The sequence below is a fragment of the Neobacillus sp. B4I6 genome, from assembly GCF_050434045.1.
Lineage (GTDB): Bacteria > Bacillota > Bacilli > Bacillales > Cytobacillaceae > Neobacillus.
Genome location: NZ_JBNPWB010000002.1, coordinates 2,870,556 through 2,889,054 on the forward strand (window position 1 = coordinate 2,870,556; position 18,499 = coordinate 2,889,054).

Annotated in this window: 19 protein-coding genes; 3 read left to right on the forward strand and 16 right to left on the reverse strand. The window is 38.0% G+C overall.

Annotated features, from left to right (window positions below):
* Positions 1-2: 2 nt before the first annotated feature.
* From QF028_RS16215 to QF028_RS16250, 8 genes are all read right to left on the reverse strand, one after another.
* Positions 3-782, reverse strand: coding sequence for a 2-keto-4-pentenoate hydratase (locus QF028_RS16215; protein WP_429466902.1), 780 nt, complete (start codon positions 780-782; stop codon positions 3-5).
* 71 nt (positions 783-853) lie between these two features.
* Positions 854-2,332 (reverse strand): aldehyde dehydrogenase, encoded by a 1,479-nt coding sequence (locus tag QF028_RS16220; protein WP_429466904.1) that lies wholly within the window; start codon positions 2,330-2,332, stop codon positions 854-856.
* Positions 2,313-2,786 (reverse strand): RidA family protein, encoded by a 474-nt coding sequence (locus QF028_RS16225; RefSeq protein WP_168246059.1) that lies wholly within the window; start codon positions 2,784-2,786, stop codon positions 2,313-2,315. Before QF028_RS16225 ends, QF028_RS16220 begins: the two co-directional genes overlap by 20 nt.
* A gap of 22 nt (positions 2,787-2,808) precedes the next feature.
* On the reverse strand, positions 2,809-3,813 hold the full coding sequence (locus QF028_RS16230) for an amidohydrolase family protein (protein WP_429472380.1): 1,005 nt from the start codon (positions 3,811-3,813) through the stop codon (positions 2,809-2,811).
* Positions 3,804-4,343, reverse strand: a complete 540-nt coding sequence (locus tag QF028_RS16235; protein ID WP_215003378.1) for a 3-hydroxyanthranilate 3,4-dioxygenase — start codon at positions 4,341-4,343, stop codon at positions 3,804-3,806. Before QF028_RS16235 ends, QF028_RS16230 begins: the two co-directional genes overlap by 10 nt.
* A gap of 34 nt (positions 4,344-4,377) precedes the next feature.
* Positions 4,378-4,944 (reverse strand): NADPH-dependent FMN reductase, encoded by a 567-nt coding sequence (locus QF028_RS16240; RefSeq protein WP_429466907.1) that lies wholly within the window; start codon positions 4,942-4,944, stop codon positions 4,378-4,380.
* Between the two features lie 61 nt (positions 4,945-5,005).
* A complete protein-coding gene (locus QF028_RS16245) occupies positions 5,006-5,530 on the reverse strand; it encodes an FAD synthetase (RefSeq protein ID WP_429466909.1) in 525 nt (174 codons plus the stop codon).
* Between the two features lie 32 nt (positions 5,531-5,562).
* The gene (locus QF028_RS16250) at positions 5,563-7,041 is read right to left on the reverse strand and encodes a 4-hydroxyphenylacetate 3-hydroxylase family protein (protein ID WP_429466911.1); all 1,479 of its coding nucleotides are present in this window, start codon (positions 7,039-7,041) and stop codon (positions 5,563-5,565) included.
* Between the two features lie 381 nt (positions 7,042-7,422).
* Between QF028_RS16250 and QF028_RS16255 the strand changes: the two genes are divergently transcribed.
* Together QF028_RS16255 and QF028_RS16260 are read left to right on the forward strand one after the other, a co-directional pair.
* A complete protein-coding gene (locus QF028_RS16255; RefSeq protein ID WP_410883297.1) occupies positions 7,423-8,058 on the forward strand; it encodes a Crp/Fnr family transcriptional regulator in 636 nt (211 codons plus the stop codon).
* A complete protein-coding gene (locus QF028_RS16260) occupies positions 8,055-8,711 on the forward strand; it encodes a Crp/Fnr family transcriptional regulator (RefSeq protein ID WP_429466913.1) in 657 nt (218 codons plus the stop codon). Before QF028_RS16255 ends, QF028_RS16260 begins: the two co-directional genes overlap by 4 nt.
* A gap of 58 nt (positions 8,712-8,769) precedes the next feature.
* Here QF028_RS16260 and QF028_RS16265 read toward each other — a convergent pair whose 3' ends face one another.
* From QF028_RS16265 to QF028_RS16285, 5 genes are all read right to left on the reverse strand, one after another.
* On the reverse strand, positions 8,770-9,693 hold the full coding sequence (locus QF028_RS16265; RefSeq protein ID WP_215003389.1) for an AEC family transporter: 924 nt from the start codon (positions 9,691-9,693) through the stop codon (positions 8,770-8,772).
* A 146-nt stretch (positions 9,694-9,839) separates the two neighbouring features.
* Positions 9,840-9,989 (reverse strand): hypothetical protein, encoded by a 150-nt coding sequence (locus tag QF028_RS16270; RefSeq protein WP_179195770.1) that lies wholly within the window; start codon positions 9,987-9,989, stop codon positions 9,840-9,842.
* A gap of 59 nt (positions 9,990-10,048) precedes the next feature.
* Positions 10,049-11,341, reverse strand: coding sequence for a CitMHS family transporter (locus tag QF028_RS16275; RefSeq protein ID WP_429466916.1), 1,293 nt, complete (start codon positions 11,339-11,341; stop codon positions 10,049-10,051).
* A gap of 191 nt (positions 11,342-11,532) precedes the next feature.
* Positions 11,533-12,216, reverse strand: a complete 684-nt coding sequence (locus QF028_RS16280; protein ID WP_429466918.1) for a response regulator — start codon at positions 12,214-12,216, stop codon at positions 11,533-11,535.
* Complete coding sequence (locus QF028_RS16285) at positions 12,209-13,816, reverse strand: ATP-binding protein (RefSeq protein WP_429472382.1); 1,608 nt, start codon at positions 13,814-13,816, stop codon at positions 12,209-12,211. The genes QF028_RS16280 and QF028_RS16285 overlap by 8 nt, the downstream gene beginning before the upstream one ends.
* A 432-nt stretch (positions 13,817-14,248) precedes the next feature.
* Here QF028_RS16285 and QF028_RS16290 point away from each other — a divergent pair, with 432 nt between their 5' ends.
* The gene (locus QF028_RS16290; RefSeq protein ID WP_429466920.1) at positions 14,249-15,133 is read left to right on the forward strand and encodes a transposase; all 885 of its coding nucleotides are present in this window, start codon (positions 14,249-14,251) and stop codon (positions 15,131-15,133) included.
* Positions 15,134-15,392: 259 nt separating this feature from the next.
* Here QF028_RS16290 and QF028_RS16295 read toward each other — a convergent pair whose 3' ends face one another.
* The 3 genes from QF028_RS16295 to QF028_RS16305 form a co-directional block, all read right to left on the reverse strand.
* Positions 15,393-16,190: a rhamnogalacturonan acetylesterase gene (locus tag QF028_RS16295; protein ID WP_429466922.1), complete on the reverse strand. Its 798-nt coding sequence runs from the start codon at positions 16,188-16,190 to the stop codon at positions 15,393-15,395.
* Between the two features lie 236 nt (positions 16,191-16,426).
* Positions 16,427-17,224 carry a hypothetical protein gene (locus QF028_RS16300; protein ID WP_429466924.1) on the reverse strand — a complete coding sequence of 266 codons (798 nt, stop codon included), beginning with the start codon at positions 17,222-17,224 and terminating at the stop codon, positions 16,427-16,429.
* A 237-nt stretch (positions 17,225-17,461) separates the two neighbouring features.
* Positions 17,462-18,466, reverse strand: a complete 1,005-nt coding sequence (locus QF028_RS16305) for an asparaginase (protein WP_215003398.1) — start codon at positions 18,464-18,466, stop codon at positions 17,462-17,464.
* Positions 18,467-18,499: the final 33 nt, after the last annotated feature.

Consider the following 18,499-nt stretch of genomic DNA (forward strand, 5'->3'; position numbering starts at 1 on the left):
ACTTACTTAAATGTTACAGATACATTACCTAATGGGCCAAAATCTGCTAGTATCGTGTCACCTTCTTTTACTGCAATCGCACCAGAAAGTGCTCCGGGAAGAATTAACTCACCTGCTTTAAGAGTAATCCCAAATTCATGCAATTTATTGGCTAACCATGCGACGGCTTGGGCGGGGTGTCCTAGAGCAGCAGTTCCAGTTCCCGAAGCCATAAGCTCATCATTTTTATAAAGGACCATTCCTTGGGCTCGCAAATCCAAGCCTGCAATCTTGCTCAGCTTTTTCCCAACGACTACTCTTGCTGACGAGCCATTATCTGCCACCGTATCAACCAACTTGATTTTCCAATCTGAAATACGGCTGTCAATAATCTCAATGGTTGGAACTACATATTTTGTTGCCATTAACACATCTAGATAATTCACATTTGGACCAACTAAGTCTTCTTCCAAAATAAAACCAATTTCCGCCTCAACCTTCGGACTGATAAAATCAGCAATTTTTATCGTTGCTTCATCGGCTATTTTCATAGTATCTAAAAGGTGGCCGTAATCAGGTTCATCGACGCCAAGCATTTGCTGCATTGCTTTACTTGTTAGTCCAACCTTTTTCCCAATCACTTTATGTCCTTCTTCTAACTTTTTACCGATGATTTCGAGTTGGATTTGATAGGCATCGCTTACATCCAACTCGGAAAAGCGCTCCGTTAGTGGTGCGACAGAATATTGATGATTTTCTGCGTCGATTAATTCTTTTGCAATCTTTTCCACTAATAATCCCATTTCTTCCTACACCTTCCTTTTCTATATTAATAGATAAAAAGTGGCCATTCAGCCACCCTTTACTTTTATTCTTATAATTTCATTGTAATCGTCTTGGCCTCCGTGTAAAATTCAAAACTATGACGTCCGCCTTCCCGACCAATACCACTCGCCTTTGAACCACCAAATGGCGTTCTTAAATCACGATAGTACCAGCAATTGATCCAGAATAAGCCTGAATCGATTTGAGAAGCTACTCGATGTGCACGTCTTAAATCATTTGACCAAACGACTCCTGCCAAACCATAAATCGAATCGTTGGCAATTTGAATCGCTTCCTCTTCCGTTTTAAATGGAATGACGACTAATACCGGGCCAAAGATTTCTTCCTGTGCAACTCTCATTTTGTTATTTACATCATAGAGCACGGTTGGCTCGTAAAAGTTTCCTTGTGACAATCCTGCCACACGCTTACCGCCTGCAGCAAGTTTCGCACCTTCAGAAATTCCAATTTGCACATAGTTGTCAACCGTTTCTAAGTGACCTTTTGATATAAGTGCACCCATATCCGTAGTTTCATCCAATGGATCGCCCACTTTGATGTTCTTAGCAGCAGTAACAAATTTTTCTAGGAATTTATCATAAACCGATTCTTGCACCAATAGTCGAGAACCGGCTAAGCAGATTTCCCCTTGATTTCTAAAAATTGCTTCAATTGAGCCTGCGACTGCTTCATCTAAGTCGGCATCCTCAAATACGATATTGGCGGATTTACCACCTAATTCTAATGATACCGGAATTAACTGGGATGCTGCATTTCTCATAACTGTTTTACCAGTGGAACTCTCCCCTACAAAAGAAATCCTGCGAACGTATGGATGAGTGGTCATTGCCGTTCCTACTGTTCCTCCTGGACCTGTTAGTATATTCAACACGCCTGGCGGTAATCCTGCTTCGTTGGCAATTTCACCCAACATGACCGCACTGAGTGGTGTATAGGAAGCAGGCTTAACGATCACCGTATTACCAGCAGCTAACGCAGCTGAGACTTTCCAAGTCATTTGCATGAATGGTAAATTCCAAGGAATGATCAAGCTTGTGACACCTGCTGGTGAATATTTGGTATAGCTCATATGCTTGGATTGTTCGTAATGCTCGTGATTAATGTATTTTGCCATTTCTGCAAAGAATCTTAAGTTTGATGCGGCACGCGGGATATCAAAATCTCTGCTTTCTCTAATGGGCTTACCCACATCTAATGTTTCAATTAGCGCTAACTCTTCGACACGATCCATGACAAGATCTGCCATTCTGCACAAGATCTTTGCTCTTTCTTCGACTGGCATTTTACTCCAAATACCACTATCATAGGTACGCTTTGCGACCTGAATCGCTCTTTCTACATCTTGCTCACTTGCACTAGCGACAGCAGCTAATTTTTGATTCGTGGCTGGATTAGTCGTGCCAAAGGTTTCTCCTGAAATAGCGCTTACATATTCTCCATTAATAAAAAGCTTGGCATCGTTAATTTGAAGTTGTTTTTCTAGGACTTTACTCACCGAGATCACCATCCTCAACTTCTACAATCATCTCAACTTCAACAGCGTTATTGTGTGGCAGCTGGGACATCCCTACTGCTGATCTCGCATGCCTTCCCTTTTCACCAAACACTTCTACCAACAAATCGGAGGATCCATTCATTACTTTAGGATGGTCTTTAAAATCGTGCGTGCTGTTAACCATACCAAGGATTTTAACAATCCTTTTCACTTTGCTAAGGTCACCCAGTTCATTTTTGACTACTGCTAATAGATTAAGCATACATTGTCTTGCTGCTTGATAGCCTACTTCTATCGATACATCTTCACCAAGTTTTCCACGGTATTCATCTGTACCTTGTCCTGATGTGAAAATAAGATTCCCTGTCCGAACACAACTTACATAATTACCAGATGCGGGCCGGAGTGCTGGAAGCTTTAATCCAAGTTCCTCTAATCTCTCCTCTGGGGTGATCACCTTGTCTATCATCTTCTCATCTCATTTCCTATTAAATTAATAAATTAACCGGTATATTTAAAAATCTTAGTGCATTTTCACCTAACATTGCTCTTTTCTGTTCTTCGCTTAGTGTTAAGGTGTCATCAATAATCTTCCCTGGTGGAGTTTCCCGTAGTAAGAATGGGTAATCCGATCCCATGATGACTTGTTCAGCACCAAATTTTTCGACTAAGAATTTAATATTTACAGGGTTATTTACGATTGAATCATAGAAAAATTTCTTGGCATAAAAACTTGGAGGATGCGCCGTGAGCTGCAAATGCGGCCAAACATTCCAACCATGATCAAGTCTAGGGAGAATGTAAGGAAGTGACCCGCCTCCATGAGAAAAACAAATTTTAAGTTTTGGAAATTTCTCAATGACACCTCCTAGGATCAGACTTGCTGCAGCCAATGCTGTTTCACTTGGCATTCCAACCGTATACATTAAGTTATGGGAGGAAAAACGATCTCCACCCAGTGTTTCCCATGGATGAACAAATATTGGAACATTCCATTTCTCACACATCGCAAAGAAATCAATTAATGATTCATCGTCTAAATTTTTGCCATTAATGTTTGTGCCAATCTCAATCCCTTTTAAGCCAAGTTGATGTATACAGCGGTCTAGTTCACGAATCGCTTCTTCGACATTTTGCAGCGGAACCGTCCCTAAACCAATAAACTTGGTGGGATGCTGGGCTACTGTTTCAGCGATGAAATCATTTTGAAATCTAGCCATAACTACCGCTTCTTCTGTAGGCGCCCAATAGGAAAACGTTACAGGAATTGGCGATAAAACTTGTATATCTACATTTTCTACATCCATATCGTGAAACCTTTTTTCTGGACTCCAAACTTGGTCGGTCACTTCTCGAAAAACCTTCCCAGCCACCATTATATTAGCACCGCAAGAGCAAGTAGGCTGGAGTACTGGCCACTTATCGTTTTGGTACTTTTTCGTAAAGTCTGGAAAATTTTCAGGAATGATATGTGTATGAAAATCTACTCGCATTTCCATTCACTCGCTTCTTCGGCCATGATGTGTCCACAGTTCTTACAAGTTCGCAATTCTAAATTACTGTTAAATCCATGAATTGCTTCTTTTACCTGCACTTCGATATTCGTTAATTGGACGGAAACTCGGTGCATTTCATGATCACATTCATCACAGAACCAAACAAAATCCTCTAATTCCCCTTCAGCTCTGTCACGTTCAATAACGATTCCAATTGTATCAGCGACCCGATGTGGGGAGTGGGGAACATTTGGAGGGAGATGAAATACTTCTCCTTCTCTCACCGTAATTACTTCTCTTTTACCTTCCCCATTAATAATTTCAACGTAGCAATCACCTTTTAATTGATAAAATATCTCTTCAGATGGGTCCACATGAAAATCACGTCGTTTGTTTGGACCTCCGAGGACCATGAACATTAGTTCAGAATTCTTCCAAACTACTTTATTATTTACTGGCGGCTTAAGTAAATCCTTATTTTCTTCAATAAATCCCCAAAGGTTAATTGGTTTTAATGGGTTTGTCATAAAATCTTCTCCTCTCAACTTTAAATACAAAAGCTTATCCATTTATTGTTGCAAATTTTTCCTCTGTTGATTTTAATGCCTCCTGCATGAAGACGACTTCTTTGGCTAACGCAGTAATTCTAGTAAGAACCTCAGAATCGATAATTTCATTTTCTTTATTAAAATGATCATTATTGACATAGACATAACCTGGTGCCACAAAAGCCCGGAAAAATCCTGCGATTGGCTTCAATTGATTTTCAATCACAAGGAAATGCTGGTACGTTCCACCTGTTGCAACAAAACCAATTACTTTGTTGCGAATATCCTGTGGATTAATTAAATCAAATAAATTTTTGAGTGGACCTGCTAATGATCCCTGGAAAATCGGAGTTCCGATAATATAGAAGTCAGCAGAATTAACAATATCGAGAACTTTTTTCGTGTCACCTGTATAGGCTGAAGGATTTCGTCCATCACAGAACTGCACATCATAATCTCTTAAATCCAACAATTCTACTTCAACGTTTGGATTATGTTTCTTGACTTCCTCTAATACCTTTTGAACAACAATACTTGTCTTTGCTCCAATAATTGTGCCTGAAATTCCTAATAACTTCATAGAGTGAACCCCCTTCTAATGCTGAGTAGTTATCACATAAACTCATTTACTATATTCCAGTTTACATTCCAAGTAATGAATAGGACTGCTGGAAATCTCCCTCTGCAATTAACTGACGGATTCTTGTCGATGAAATAAGTTTTCCGCCCTTACAATAAACTGGGGGAGTGATATTAATATGAAAATACTTTTCTAAAAGATTTACATCCCCAGCTCTGTTTTTTCCAAAATGAAAATCAGAACCAACTGAAATCTCTACCGGGTTAAGCATAGATAATTCACAAATAAAATCTTCAGGGGGACGGGTGGCATACCATTCATCAAAGCTGGCAACGATGATATAATCCACACCTAACTTCGCTATCCTGCTGACCTTTTCCTGAATTGGTGACAAAATTTGAACTCCCTTAAAAAAATTTCGAGGAGGCGGGTCGAAAGTATATACAACGCTAGGAACCTGATAAACCCGACTCTTTTCCACAGCTTGCTTAATCACGGCTTGATGTCCTTTATGGACTCCATCAAAAGCACCAATGGCAATCACCGAACCAGATAATGTCAAAACTCCATCTTTTAGCGTTTGCATCGTTCACACCTCCTCTTACTTTTGATTTACTTTTATAAGCTTGTAACCTCATTTTTTCGATTAAATATTTTCATTGCTTCATCAGCCAGCTCAAAGGAATTCTGCTTTTTGTGGTTGTTATAGAAAATCGCTCTTTTACGAATTGGATCGCCAGTATAATAGCGTTCGTATTGAAGAACTCTTTGTCCAAATGCCTCGCCACATAAATCCCATGCTAGCTTAAAGAGATGAACGCGTTCTTCTGCTGAAACTCCCTCTCTTCCAAGATAATACTTCTCTAGATCCTCTCTTAATTCCGGATTCTCGAAATCGGCATCTGTTGGAGACATTAGTAGGCCACCTGCACCAATGATTTGGATCACTTCAATCGCACGTGGGTACATTTTTGGAAGCAATCCCCGAATTGTTTCTAGTGGTGCATAGGCTGGCATCGCTTCCCCAGTAGCAGTTACTTCATGTTCATACTCTGAAATTCTTAGTAATGCCCTAATTGATTCAACCGATTGGACTAATTCTCCTAAATCATTTTGTACATTTAGGTAGGCATCAACACCGATGGAGTCGGCGATTTTACAAGCCACTTCGGTTGCAAATTGTAGTTTGATTAACCCTCTTACACCAGACTGATGGGCTGGCTGCTGAGCGATTCCTGTTTTCGGATAAAGTAAATTTGCTGCTTCAACATTGTTATACAGGAATACACGATCCCAAGGTACTAAAACATCATTAAAGACTAAGACCGCATCCATTTCTTCGAATCTTGATGCTAATGGGTGGTCATAAACAGAACGCGTCCCATCCTGCATTGCTTCACGGCAGATAATGCGAAGACCTGGAGTATCAAGTGGTAGTGCGAACGCAAGTGCATAGCGCTCATCACCAGGCTTAAATCCAGGAAAAGAATAAACAATTACTTCGTCAGTAATCGGTGCAAGGGTAGCTAACATTTTCGCTCCTCTTACAATTAAGCCATCAGGTGTTTCTTTAACAGCACCTAAATGGGTGAACATATCCTGTTGTTCGTGTGACGATTTACTGCGGTCATTTTGCGGATTAATAATTGCATGAGTTAAAAATAAATCATTATCGCGAATATGCTTATAATACGATCGAATGTTTTTTCCCCATTCTGGATTGTATTTGTCCAAGAACTCTGAATTACTCGCCATGGATGTAACGACCACATTTAAGAAATCAGGAGTCCTTCCCATTAAACCAAACGTCGCTTTGGAAAACTCTTCAAACGTTCTTCTCCGTGCTTCTAAATCTTGATAGCTTTTTGGGACCAAGAATGCATTCGAGATTCTTTCTCCCGTTTCTTCACAAAAATGAGTTATGTCCTCTTGATACTTGGAGTCATGCTGCATATCATATAGTTTTGCAATTTGAAGAATTGGCTGATGAAAAACAGGCTCTTCAAAGATATTTTTCACTTTTTTTCCTGATAACCAAACTTCTGGATTTCGGGATTTTAACGCCTCGATATACTGTGCTCCTGTACGAATTCCCATAAAACATCCTCCTTCTATTTCATATTTTCATTATAAAATTGATTTTGTTGAGTCATTGTAGTCTGATTAACATTTTTTCTAAAAAAATAAAATTTTCATTTTATTGAAACAAATAAAGCAACACACATCATTCTAAATACAAATGATATGAGTTGCTTTTCTTTTTATATATGCTAGACTTCATCCACCCAATATTGATTTTCTATCTTTAATCTTTTACACTGTTGTTAAGTGGTTAACGCATATAAACTTTTTCCTTGCATTCATATGTAAGCGTTAACAATTTAGTGTCACTATTTTATAGCATTTGATTAATTACATATTTCCTAGATTTACAGTTTTATTGTCTTTTTACATACATTTCACTTAGGAGTTGATTAGTTGGCAATCTTGTTTGACAGTGATATTAATTGGGAATCATGCTTGCAGTTTGGTACTAGACAATTCTTCAAAGAGAAATCAGCTATTTACCAGCAAGGGACGCTCGGGGATGGATTTTATTATATCCAAAAGGGATTAATTAAAGTAACGACTACCACTTCGATTGGAAAAGAGCGTTTGTTAAACATCACTATTCCAGGGCAGCTATTAGGAGTTCAAGCGATGGACCGACAGCCACATTTTACTACCGCAACGGCAGTAAATGACTCTATTCTCTATTTTTTCTCATGTGAACATTTTCAAAAATTAATTAAAGCTCAACCTTCTATACTTAACATTTTTATCAAAACCGTTATTCATAAAATGCACATATTAGCTGATAAAATTTATTTGGACTCTCTCACACCAGAACAGCAACTGTCGGTGATACTACTAAATATTTGTTACGAATTTAAGAATTACGAAGTTCCTCTCACACAACAAGACCTTACAAAATGCACAGGTTTAACGAGAATCACCTTATATAAGATTATAAAACAATGGAAAGCTGAAGAAATTATTGAGAGTCGTGGTAAGAAGTTTTTAATAAAGAAACCTGATGAATTAAAAAAGCTTCTTGGTAAGGTGATAATATGAAAAATCTTCGATATTCGTGGAGCCCATTTTTAAAATATGGAAAAAAACTAGAGATTGAGGAAAATTCAGTTGTTTACCATCAGGGAAGTGAAGGCAAGGGTTTTTTCTACTTATCTAAGGGTGGGATAAAGATAACCCTTCTCTCACAAGAAGGTGTGGAACGGACGGTGAATTATGTACCAGAAGGAATGCTATTTGGGGAGCACGGTGTGAAAAATGAACCCTATTTAACCTCAGCCACCTCGAGTAGTTCATCTGAGATCTATTTTTTTTCTGATGAGACTTTATTCATGATTTGCGAGGAACATCCTGAGGCAGCGTGTATTTTCACCAACTCACTAATCTATAAATTTAGGATTCTTGCAGAAATTATTTCCTTTCTTAATTCGCCTGTTGAGCAGCAAATGGCCCACTTCCTATTAAAGTTAGTAAGCGAAAATGGTAATTTTTCAATCAACCAAACGTCATTTGCCCGTTACATAGGTACCTCTAGAATAACGGTTAATAAAATACTGAATAAATGGAAAAGCCAACAATGGATCCAAATATCAACCCGTACAATTGACATCCTAGATATTAATCAATTAAAAGCTATCCGAGACTCTGGTGCAATCGACATTTCGAACTTGGATGTATTAATGTTATCTCTATAGATAAAAGAAGCAGGCGCCATAAAGGGTTCCTGCTTCTGTTCCACTAGTCTTCGAACGATTAAAATAATATTGTCGACAAATATACAACCGTAGTCACAGTAATCATGCTTAGTAATGTAGACAATAAGACCACTTGTGCTGCATATTCTGGGTGATTTCCGTATTCTAAAGCGAAAAGAGCACTGTTTCTTGAAGTTGGGAACGAGCTTGCAATAAATAAAGCCTGTGCCGTCGTTCCATCCAATTTTAAAAGTAATATAATGATCATCGCGATGGAGGGAGAAAGTATTAAACGGCCAAAGAGACTTAGAATAAGTGAGATGGAGAATCGATTTATTTTTAAAAAAGCACTTTGTGCACCGAGCGTAACCAGTGCCACAGCCACAAAGGCATTTGAAATATTTTCAATCGGAGTCCACAAGTATTTTGGGATTTTGATAGAAAGTGAATTAAAAACCAAACCTAACAAAAAGGCATAAACAACTGGATTTTTCATAAATACTTTCATTGCTTGTAAACCTTTGTAATTTACTCTTATTGAATTAAACAACCCATATGTATTGGTAAGAAGATTTTGATAAATCATTACCACCACTTGGATGGATAAACCAAGTGGATTATGCTGAAATACAAGTTGACTTACAGGTAACCCAAAATTCCCAGAATTGTTTAGTATCACACTGTTTTTGAAGGTCGAAGATAGTCTATTATCAAATTTGGCTAATCGAGATATGATGGTACTGAAGAAAATAAGACAAAGACTTTGGATTACTAAGAAAGTAAGAATATTTAAGACTGTTTCTCCCTCCATTTTAGTCTGATAAATGTTGACAAAACTTACAGCAGGCATGAGCAAATAGTTATTTAATTTTGATAATGTATTCATATCAAATGTAATTTTTCGATGTAAAAACGCACCAATTCCAATAAGACAAAAAACAGGTAGAATGACATTTAATATGATAAGAAGTAAAACACTCAAAAATTTCCCTCCAATTAAAACCTAATGCAGCGGGACTGCTAGACTGCAGCATATTGATACATAAGAAACCTCCTTGCTTAGTTGGAGTTTCCAACAAAGCAAAGAGGTTACACAGTCTGTTTAATAGTACCTATATACTTGAAAGTTTAAGATATTTTAGTATCGTTATAGTAAATAACCTCTGAGAGAATCTTACAACCTTTTACTTTATTAAAAGCTTCTAAAGCTTCTTTTTCTGTATTATATTCAAACAACGCAGGGATTTTTCCTTCTGAATAGACAGTGAGTATCCACATAATCATTCATCTCCAGTCAAATTATTAAATGATTTTCATGAGAATTCAGCAAATTTTAATTAAAAGGGAAAAATGGACAAAATTATAGCAACAAAAATCATAGCCGCTGTGGATCCACATGCCCATTTAAAGAATGCTCTCTGCAAGTCACCGAATTCTTCTCCAACCATACCGACTAATAAGTAAGTCGAAGGTACGAGAGGACTTAATAAATGTACTGGCATCCCCATGAGTGACGCTCGTCCAATTGCAGCCGGATCAATTCCATATACACTTCCTGCTTTGGCAAGTAATGGCAAAACACCGTAATAAAATGCATCGTTGGACATAAAAAATGTTAATGGTGCACTAATAATCGCAGTAATAATAGCAAAATGGGAGCCCAAGGCATCTGGAATATGAGAGATCATCGTAGTTGCCATGGCATCAACCATTTTTGTCCCAGAAAGAATACCTGTAAAAATACCTGCAGCAAAAACCATTGACACAACTGATAGTGCATTATCAGCGTAGTGCATAATCCGTTCTTTTTGTTCATTTAGATTTGGATAATTGATGGTGATCGCAATTGCAAATCCAATCATAAATAATACCGTTGTAGGCAGCATTTCTTGGATTAGTGCAACTAAAAGCAGAATAGTTAGCAGATAGTTTACAAGAATCAATTTGGGACGTTTAAGGAAAGCAGCCTCAGATGTAGCTGCCATCAAAGACAATGTGCTATAATCAATTTCCATAACACCTATCCGTTTACGCTCTTTTCTACCAAGACAGTAGGCCATAAATAATACAAACAACACTCCCCCAACCATACTAGGAATTACGGGAGTAAAAATATCTCCCATCTCTAGATGTAATGCTGTCATTGCTCTAGCTGTTGGTCCTCCCCAAGGAAGAAGGTTCATAACACCTGAAGATGATACAGCGATCCCTGCAAGTACCAATGGTTTCATGCCAATACGTTTATACAAAGGAAGCATGGCAGAAATGGTGATCATATATGTAGTTGTTCCGTCACCATCAAGAGAGATTATTAACGCAAGAACTGCTGTTCCAATCGCTATTTTTACGGGATCCCCTTTTACGAATTTCAAGATTGTCGAAATGATAGGATCAAAAACCCCTGCATCTATCATGATTCCAAAGAAGAGAATCGCAAATAGAATCATGATTCCTGTTGGTGCCACGCTTTTTATACCTTCAAGTGCCATTGGTCCCATTTCTTTTCCGAATCCGCCTATCAATGCAAATACAGCAGGTATCACCATTAGAGCAATCATTGCGGATAAGCGTTTTGTCATAATTAATACCATAAAAATAATAATCATTAAAAATCCTAAAGTTGCCAGCATCTCTTTCACCCCTTTTGTTAGTAAATTAATAATAATCTAAATATTCTAAGGTGAAAACGTTTCCAAAATAAAGTTATTATCGTACATTAATCTATATTTTGTTCATATTGTTCACGGTAGAATCCTTTCTGACTACTGGAGTTTCCTTTAATGGTTTACACATTAAAAAAGGATGCCTTTAGGCACCCTTACTAAACAGGATAATATTTTCTTTCCGGCCTCCCGACAATACCATAAACCACCTCCGCTTTTGCTTCCTTAATGGAGGATAGATATTCTAAATATCGGCGTGCAGTAATTCGGGATGCCCCAATTTCCTTTCCCACTTCTTCAGCGGAAAGGCCTTGGTTATTAATCTGAAGTGCGTTTTTCACCTTTCCAAGTGTGATTTCATCAATTCCTTTAGGTAATCCTGTGCCCCTTCCCACCTTTTCAATCTTTTTATTACCAAACAGGAGGTCAACATAATTCTGGTCTACATCTTGTCTGGAAGTTAGGAGCGAGTGTTTTTTTATATATTCTAAAATGACTTCGTCAAATCTTTCCTTATTTACAGGTTTAATCAAATAATTTTCTACTCCGTAGCTTAATGCTTTTTCTAGGAAAACTTTATCGGTCGCTGCTGTGATCATAATTATACTAACCCTTGGAAAACGCTCTCGGATAATTGGGAGTAGATCGGATCCGAGCATATCAGGCATATACACATCGAGAATCAATAAATCAGGGGTTTTCTCCATCAGAATTTGAAGGGTCTGATCACCATTCAATGATTTACCAACAACATCAATTTCATTAAACTTTGTTAAAAATTTCTCATGGATATCGGCAACTCGAAAATCATCTTCAGCTATGGCTACTTTTATCCTATTCAAGTGTTTGTCTCCTCTCGTATTCCTTTGGAAGGTAAACTGTAAAGACAGTCCCACTTTCCGGGGTACTTTGCACCTCAATCATCCCATTCATATCTAACACTGCCTCCTCAGCATTCGATAAGCCAAATCCCCTAGGCTCAGCTCCTTTTTTAGAAGTATAGCCCCTGTCAAATAGAAGCGGAATTTCTTTTTCAGTAAGTCCCTTCCCATTATCAGCAATCTCAAAAATGATATCGCTACCTATATCAGTAACGAAAAATTTAACTGTCGGAGAATCGAAACCAAAGACAGCTTCGAAGGCATTGTCTATTAAGTTTCCAAGAATGACTATTAGATTGGATAGCTTAAAATGGGATGGCAATGCCTCTAAATAGCTGTCCGATACAACCTCAAACTTTACTTTCTTTTCTGAGGCTTTTCCAAGTTTCCCTAAAAGGATGGCCTGTACTTTCGTATCTTTAATATGGTTAAAAACAATAGAATTCTGAAATTGCAATACCTGTGTTTCCGTTTGAATCATATCGATTGCCTGTTCATATTCTCCTAGCTGAAGAAGACCTAATAACACATATAATTTATTGGAATATTCATGTGTTTGCGCACGCAGATCTTCCGAATATCTATTTACTTCTGATAGGGTGTTTACCATTTGCTCAATTTCTGTTTTATCACGAAACGAAGCAACCACTCCACTTATCCCAGACGCTTCAAAGAGTGGCGTACAGTTGACGATCACTGTTTTATCTTTCCAGACCATTTCTTTATCAACTTGTGGATTTCCAGATTTTAATACCTCATATAAATAGTCAGAAGGAAACAACCCATCTACTTTTAGATGGCGGACAGATCCCTTAATATGTAAAAGTCTTTTGGCGGGTTGATTCATCATCGTTATGTAGCCCTCATTATCTATGGCTAAAATCCCCTCTTTTACTCCATGAAGTACTGCGTTCTTTTCTTTATAAAGTGCGGCAATCTCATAAGGTTCAAGCCCCATTGTATCTTTACGGATATTCCGTCCTAGCAAGATACTACCGATCAGTGAAATCAAAACAGCAAAGAGTGAAACAAGAAGTACCTTGGTGACAGTTTTCAAGATTTGCTGATGGATATCTTCAAGCAAAAATCCAACAGAAACGATTCCAATTACCTCTCCCTTTTTGTTGAAAATAGGAGATTTACCTCTAATTGAAGGTCCAAGTGACCCCTTTGCCTTAGATACATAATATTCCTGATTTTTAATGGCCCTTTCGTTATCTCCGCCTGTCATTTTCTTCCCGATCAAAGATTTTAAAGGGTGCGAATATCTTATTCCATTTTTGTTTCCTATAACAACGAATTCAGCACCAGTTTCAGTGCGAATCTTTTCGGCGATGGGCTGAATTGTTTTCGATGGGTCACTTGTTTGAAAGGCGGTGATAATGGGCGGTATGAATGAAACCGTTCGAGAGATTTCCAGTGCCAGCCTTCCCTTATTTTCCTCTATTTGTTTACTTTCCATATAGCTGAAAAATGTGGTCAGCAGCAGGATCAACAATAATCCCAGTAATAGGACCAGCCCAAATATTTTGGTCTGGAGTGATATTTTTCTTGTTTTCAGGCTGTTTTCCCCCTCTTTGTTAAACTGAATGGATAACTACAATGTACATTATATCTTATATTAGAAGATTTCTTTGTGGAAGGCCTCCCATTTGAGAAAAAAAGAAACTATCACATGATAGTTTCAGGCTGTCAAGAAACTTTCGACAGCCTCTTATTTTCTACAATAACTTTAACCATTCACCGCGTTAATTTATTATAATATTATTAATATATAGGCTTTGCAACATGTCTGCTGATTTGCGCTCCAGGCACTTCGCTTTCCGCGGGCGTGCCGGGGAGCCTCCTCGGCGCTGAAGCGCCTGCGGGGTCTCTCCTGCCCCGTACTCCCGCAGGAGTCTGCGTGCCTTCCGCGCAAATCAACAGAGCTGTAAAATCAATAATACACTGCTCTTAACACAACCAAACAATAAAAAATTAAGTGGTGAAATCTATGTTTAAACCAAGAGTATCTACCCAAAGTGAATATGAATTTGTTTCTATTGATGAATTGGTTCCTGACAGTCACCTTCTTCGTTTAATCGATAAATATATTGATCTTTCATTCCTTCTTGAAAAGGTACGTCCTTATTATAGTGATGATAACGGACGCCCTTCCGATCCCACTATTCTATTTAAAATGATGTTTATTGGTTATATATATGGCATCCGATCCGAGCGACAATTACAAAGAGAAATTGAAATGAATGTTGCCTACCACTTGTTTTTAGGCCTGAAATTTAAGGATCCTGTTCCACACCACTCAACGATTAGTTGGAATCGCCAACATCGTTTTAAAGGTACCGATATCTTTCAGGAAATATTTGATGGGATTGTTCTCCAGGCAATGAATCACAAAATGGAAGGTGGTCGTGTCTTATTTTCGGATTCTACTCATTTAAAGGCTAACGCTAATAAACGAGATCTATACGTTTGTCCTAATAATCAAGAATTACCCTACAGTACAACAAACCGTGAGGGTTATAAAGAATATAAGTCTGATTCGAAGAAATGTGAGAACTGCCCACTTCTTTCCCAATGTACACGCTCCAAAAATAAGGTAAAAGTAGTGACACGTCATGTTTGGGATAAGCACAAGGAAAAGGTAAGGGAAAATCGCTTATCTAAATCTGGAAAAATGCTTTATAAATTTAGAAAGGAAAAAATTGAGCGAAGCTTCGCAGACTCAAAAGAGCTGCACGGGCTTCACTATTGCCGGTTACGGGGATTGAAGAAAGCAAGCGAACAGGCTCTCCTTACGGCAGCCTGCCAAAATATGAAAAAGATTGCAACACAATTAGCAAGGCTAGAAAAAGTGTGTTGCAATTCTTTAGGTTGATTACCTCCCTGTTGATTTCCGCGGAAGGCACGCAGACTCCTGCGGGAGGACGGGGCTGGGGAGACCCCGCAGGCGCTAGCGCCGAGGAGGCTCCCCGGACCGCCCGCGGAAAGCGAAGTGCCTAGAGCGGAAATCAACAGGCCCATTAGCAGGTACAATGAATAATTAAATGCTAAGAATAAAAAATTGCCGAGAAAAATACCCTTTCTCGACAATCTGAAACTATCACATGATAGTTCCTCACTTAATTTTTTCTTCCTTATTTCAAAATGTGATTACAAAGCGGTACTAGCTTTGATTCCTCGATGCCTTCAAGCACAAGACGGGCAGTCTTCTCAGCACCAGCCTCCTGGAAATGAGTGTTATCCTGAACTCCATCTGGATAGTTAACATTCTCTCCGGCATCAAGCCAAAGGAAAATATTCTTCGTTTCTTCTGGTCCAACCTTCTCGAACAATGCCTTGCTTTTGGCAGTAAGGTCAATGACAGGTACATTTTCTTCCATTCCAAGTTCCTTCATGGCAGCAGGATACTCCCCGTGAGTATCACGTGCACTTCCATCTTCATAAAAATGCCGGCGTTCAACAGGTGTCACTAGAACAGGAATGGCTTGTTTAGCGCGGGCACCGTCAATATATTGTTTTAAATAGCTTTTATAGGTTGAATAGGGCTCCGTATATCGAGTTGGATCCTCTTTTTTTTCATCATTATGACCAAATTGAATAAACAGATAATCCCCCTTCTCCATCTGATCTAAGATTGATTTGAGTCCCCCTTCATCAATAAAACTTTTTGTACTCCTGCCAGGTGAGGCCTCATTTTTTACGACAATCTTATCATCGAAAAACCGATTTAAAACCTGTCCCCAGCCTGCCCTGGGTGCTAACGAGATGGAATAATCAGAAACAGTCGAATCTCCGGCCAGATAAACGGTAATTATGTGTTTGTGTGTGTTTTCGTTATTTGTAGCTCTAGCAAAGAAATTTCCAAAAATTAAGACGGGAACTACTAGAAACAAGAATACCCATAGCATTTTTTCCTTAAGCTTTTGCCTCATGATGTTCCTCCCAAATGCTAATTACTTTAATATTAATAATATTAGTTAGATCATACTTAATGAGCGAAAAGACCTCTTATCATTCTTCCTTCTTAATAAATTTTTTATTTAATTTTTCTTGTTTCTAAAACTTATAGCAAGGACAAAAAGGTCGTCAATAGGGGAATTGGCGTCATAAGATATGAAAAAAGATTGGGTTCGGTCGTCAATAGAAGTTATTGACAATCGAACCCAATCTATTTCAATTTGATACTATTTCTAAAATAATCATAATCGGTTTTAATGAAATGAAAGGCTGTTGCATTACCGCCGTGATCTGGGTGAGTTATTTTTAATAATTTTTTATATCTGGTTAAAACTTCTTTATCGCTCGCCATTTTTGAAAGACCTAATTTTTGACGATAATCATTCGTGTTAGGTGAAGAAGGGGGAACGTCATTTGTCTTATCAGTACCTCTTTTGTTTCCTTTAAAAAGTTCTTCTTTTAATTTTAACAATTCATTAGTTAAATCAATATTTTCTTTAAGTAATTTCTTGGTTTCCTTTTGTAATTCACTTTTCTCATTCTTTAGGTTGGCAATTTCTTTATTTAAAATATCTCTTTGCTTAATTAAATTGGTTACAGACGTCTTATGTAGATGTTCAATCCCTTTTATATGTTCATCCTGTGCTTTTATTCTTATTTTCAATTGGTGGACGACCTTTTCTTGATCTGACGGACTAATTATAAATTGCTTTGAATCAATTTCATTTTGCTGGTTATTTGTTTTCCGATTTCCAGTCCCCACGGTTTGAATCTTACCTTCACGCAGCAAGCGACGAACAATTTGAAATGCGATGCTATCGGTTACACCTGCATCCTTTAACATGTTAAAAACTTGATCTGAATTCTCAATTATGTATCCTGAATCCCGTTGTCCTGTTCCCTCGTAGCTAATCTTTCTTTCACGGAGCCACCGTCTAACCGTTTGAATACTAGTATCTTCTGTGACTCCTGCTTCCATTAACAAATCAAAAGCTTGATCCGTGTTCACGATCTTCCTTCTTTCCTTGCATTTATTATTTATACTATAGGAGTAAATATATAAAGTGAATGGATAAAAAAGACTATAATAGAAGTCCACTAGAGAATAGAATTTGAGTGAGCAGGACGCTTTCAGTACCAATTTCCTAGTTGTTTTTTGGAGATGTTTATTCTAATAAAAGGACGTAATTGATTCATACAAACAGCCATTCGTAGCAATGAGACCGTTCAAATAATTAAACGGTCTTCATTCTACTTTTTCGTTATCAGTTGTTAAATCCCAGGAAATAGGAGTTTCCATAATCCTCTTTACTTCTTTACAATCATTTGTTTTTCCAAGCGCCCACATAAGCTTAGAAACAATAGCTTCGGTGTTCATATCACCTGATAGTGTGACATTATATTGTGCTGCCTTCCTTCCAACCTCATAGAGATAAAGGTCTTCCCCTTCCTCTAAGCATTGAGTAGTAATGATAACGGTTATACCAGCCTCAGTTAATTCTTTAATCTTAGGTAATAAGTTACGGTCCTCAAATGGAAGTCCCCCATTACCAAAACTTTCAATAATGACGCCTCGATAGCAAGTTTTCACAAAGTCAAATACTTCAGGCTTCGTTCCTGGAAACAATTTTAAAACAAATACATCAGGAGAAATACATGTATCTACACTTAATTCTTGATGCATCTTCTCCGGTTTGAAATAGTAATTAACATTGTCCCCAGTTATATATGCAACATAAGGATGGTTAATACTTTCAAAAGCGTCATAACTTTTCGTTCTAATTTTGACTGCACGGGTTCCAATTATAACTCGTCCATCAAAGACAACAAAAACCCCACCAATATCTTCACAAGCAAATCGAATCGAATCAGCAACATTTTTTACGGCATCGGTTCGACTAAAGCTAATTGGAACTTGGGATCCAGTTACCACAACAGGTTTTTGTAACCCCTGCAGCATATAGGATAACGCTGAGGAAGTATAAGCTAGTGTATCAGTACCATGAGTAATGACAAATCCATCATACATAGTGTAATTATCGGCTATTGCATTTGCCATCATAACCCAATGTTCTGGTTGCATATTTGTACTATCTCTATTCATAAGAATTTTGCACGTTACCTCTATTGATTCAGATACATTCAGGCAATATCGGAGTAATTCATCAGGAGACATTCCAGGAACTAGACCTTCATTGCCCTCCACCGATGCGATTGTTCCCCCTGTTGCAAGTAATAATATTTTTTTCATCCTTATCCCCCGCTTTACTTTTATTTCTGACCG

Coding starts and splice junctions, on each gene's coding strand:
- QF028_RS16245 (WP_429466909.1), bottom strand. CDS start 5,530: ATGCAAACGCTAAAAGATGGAGTTTTGACATTATCTGGTTCGGTGATT.
- QF028_RS16240 (WP_429466907.1), bottom strand. CDS start 4,944: ATGAAGTTATTAGGAATTTCAGGCACAATTATTGGAGCAAAGACAAGT.
- QF028_RS16230 (WP_429472380.1), bottom strand. CDS start 3,813: ATGCGAGTAGATTTTCATACACATATCATTCCTGAAAATTTTCCAGAC.
- QF028_RS16295 (WP_429466922.1), bottom strand. CDS start 16,190: ATGAGGCAAAAGCTTAAGGAAAAAATGCTATGGGTATTCTTGTTTCTA.
- QF028_RS16250 (WP_429466911.1), bottom strand. CDS start 7,041: ATGGGAATTCGTACAGGAGCACAGTATATCGAGGCGTTAAAATCCCGA.
- QF028_RS16260 (WP_429466913.1), top strand. CDS start 8,055: ATGAAAAATCTTCGATATTCGTGGAGCCCATTTTTAAAATATGGAAAA.
- QF028_RS16275 (WP_429466916.1), bottom strand. CDS start 11,341: ATGCTGGCAACTTTAGGATTTTTAATGATTATTATTTTTATGGTATTA.
- QF028_RS16270 (WP_179195770.1), bottom strand. CDS start 9,989: ATGTGGATACTCACTGTCTATTCAGAAGGAAAAATCCCTGCGTTGTTT.
- QF028_RS16235 (WP_215003378.1), bottom strand. CDS start 4,343: ATGACAAACCCATTAAAACCAATTAACCTTTGGGGATTTATTGAAGAA.
- QF028_RS16290 (WP_429466920.1), top strand. CDS start 14,249: ATGTTTAAACCAAGAGTATCTACCCAAAGTGAATATGAATTTGTTTCT.
- QF028_RS16305 (WP_215003398.1), bottom strand. CDS start 18,466: ATGAAAAAAATATTATTACTTGCAACAGGGGGAACAATCGCATCGGTG.
- QF028_RS16220 (WP_429466904.1), bottom strand. CDS start 2,332: ATGGTGATCTCGGTGAGTAAAGTCCTAGAAAAACAACTTCAAATTAAC.
- QF028_RS16215 (WP_429466902.1), bottom strand. CDS start 782: ATGGGATTATTAGTGGAAAAGATTGCAAAAGAATTAATCGACGCAGAA.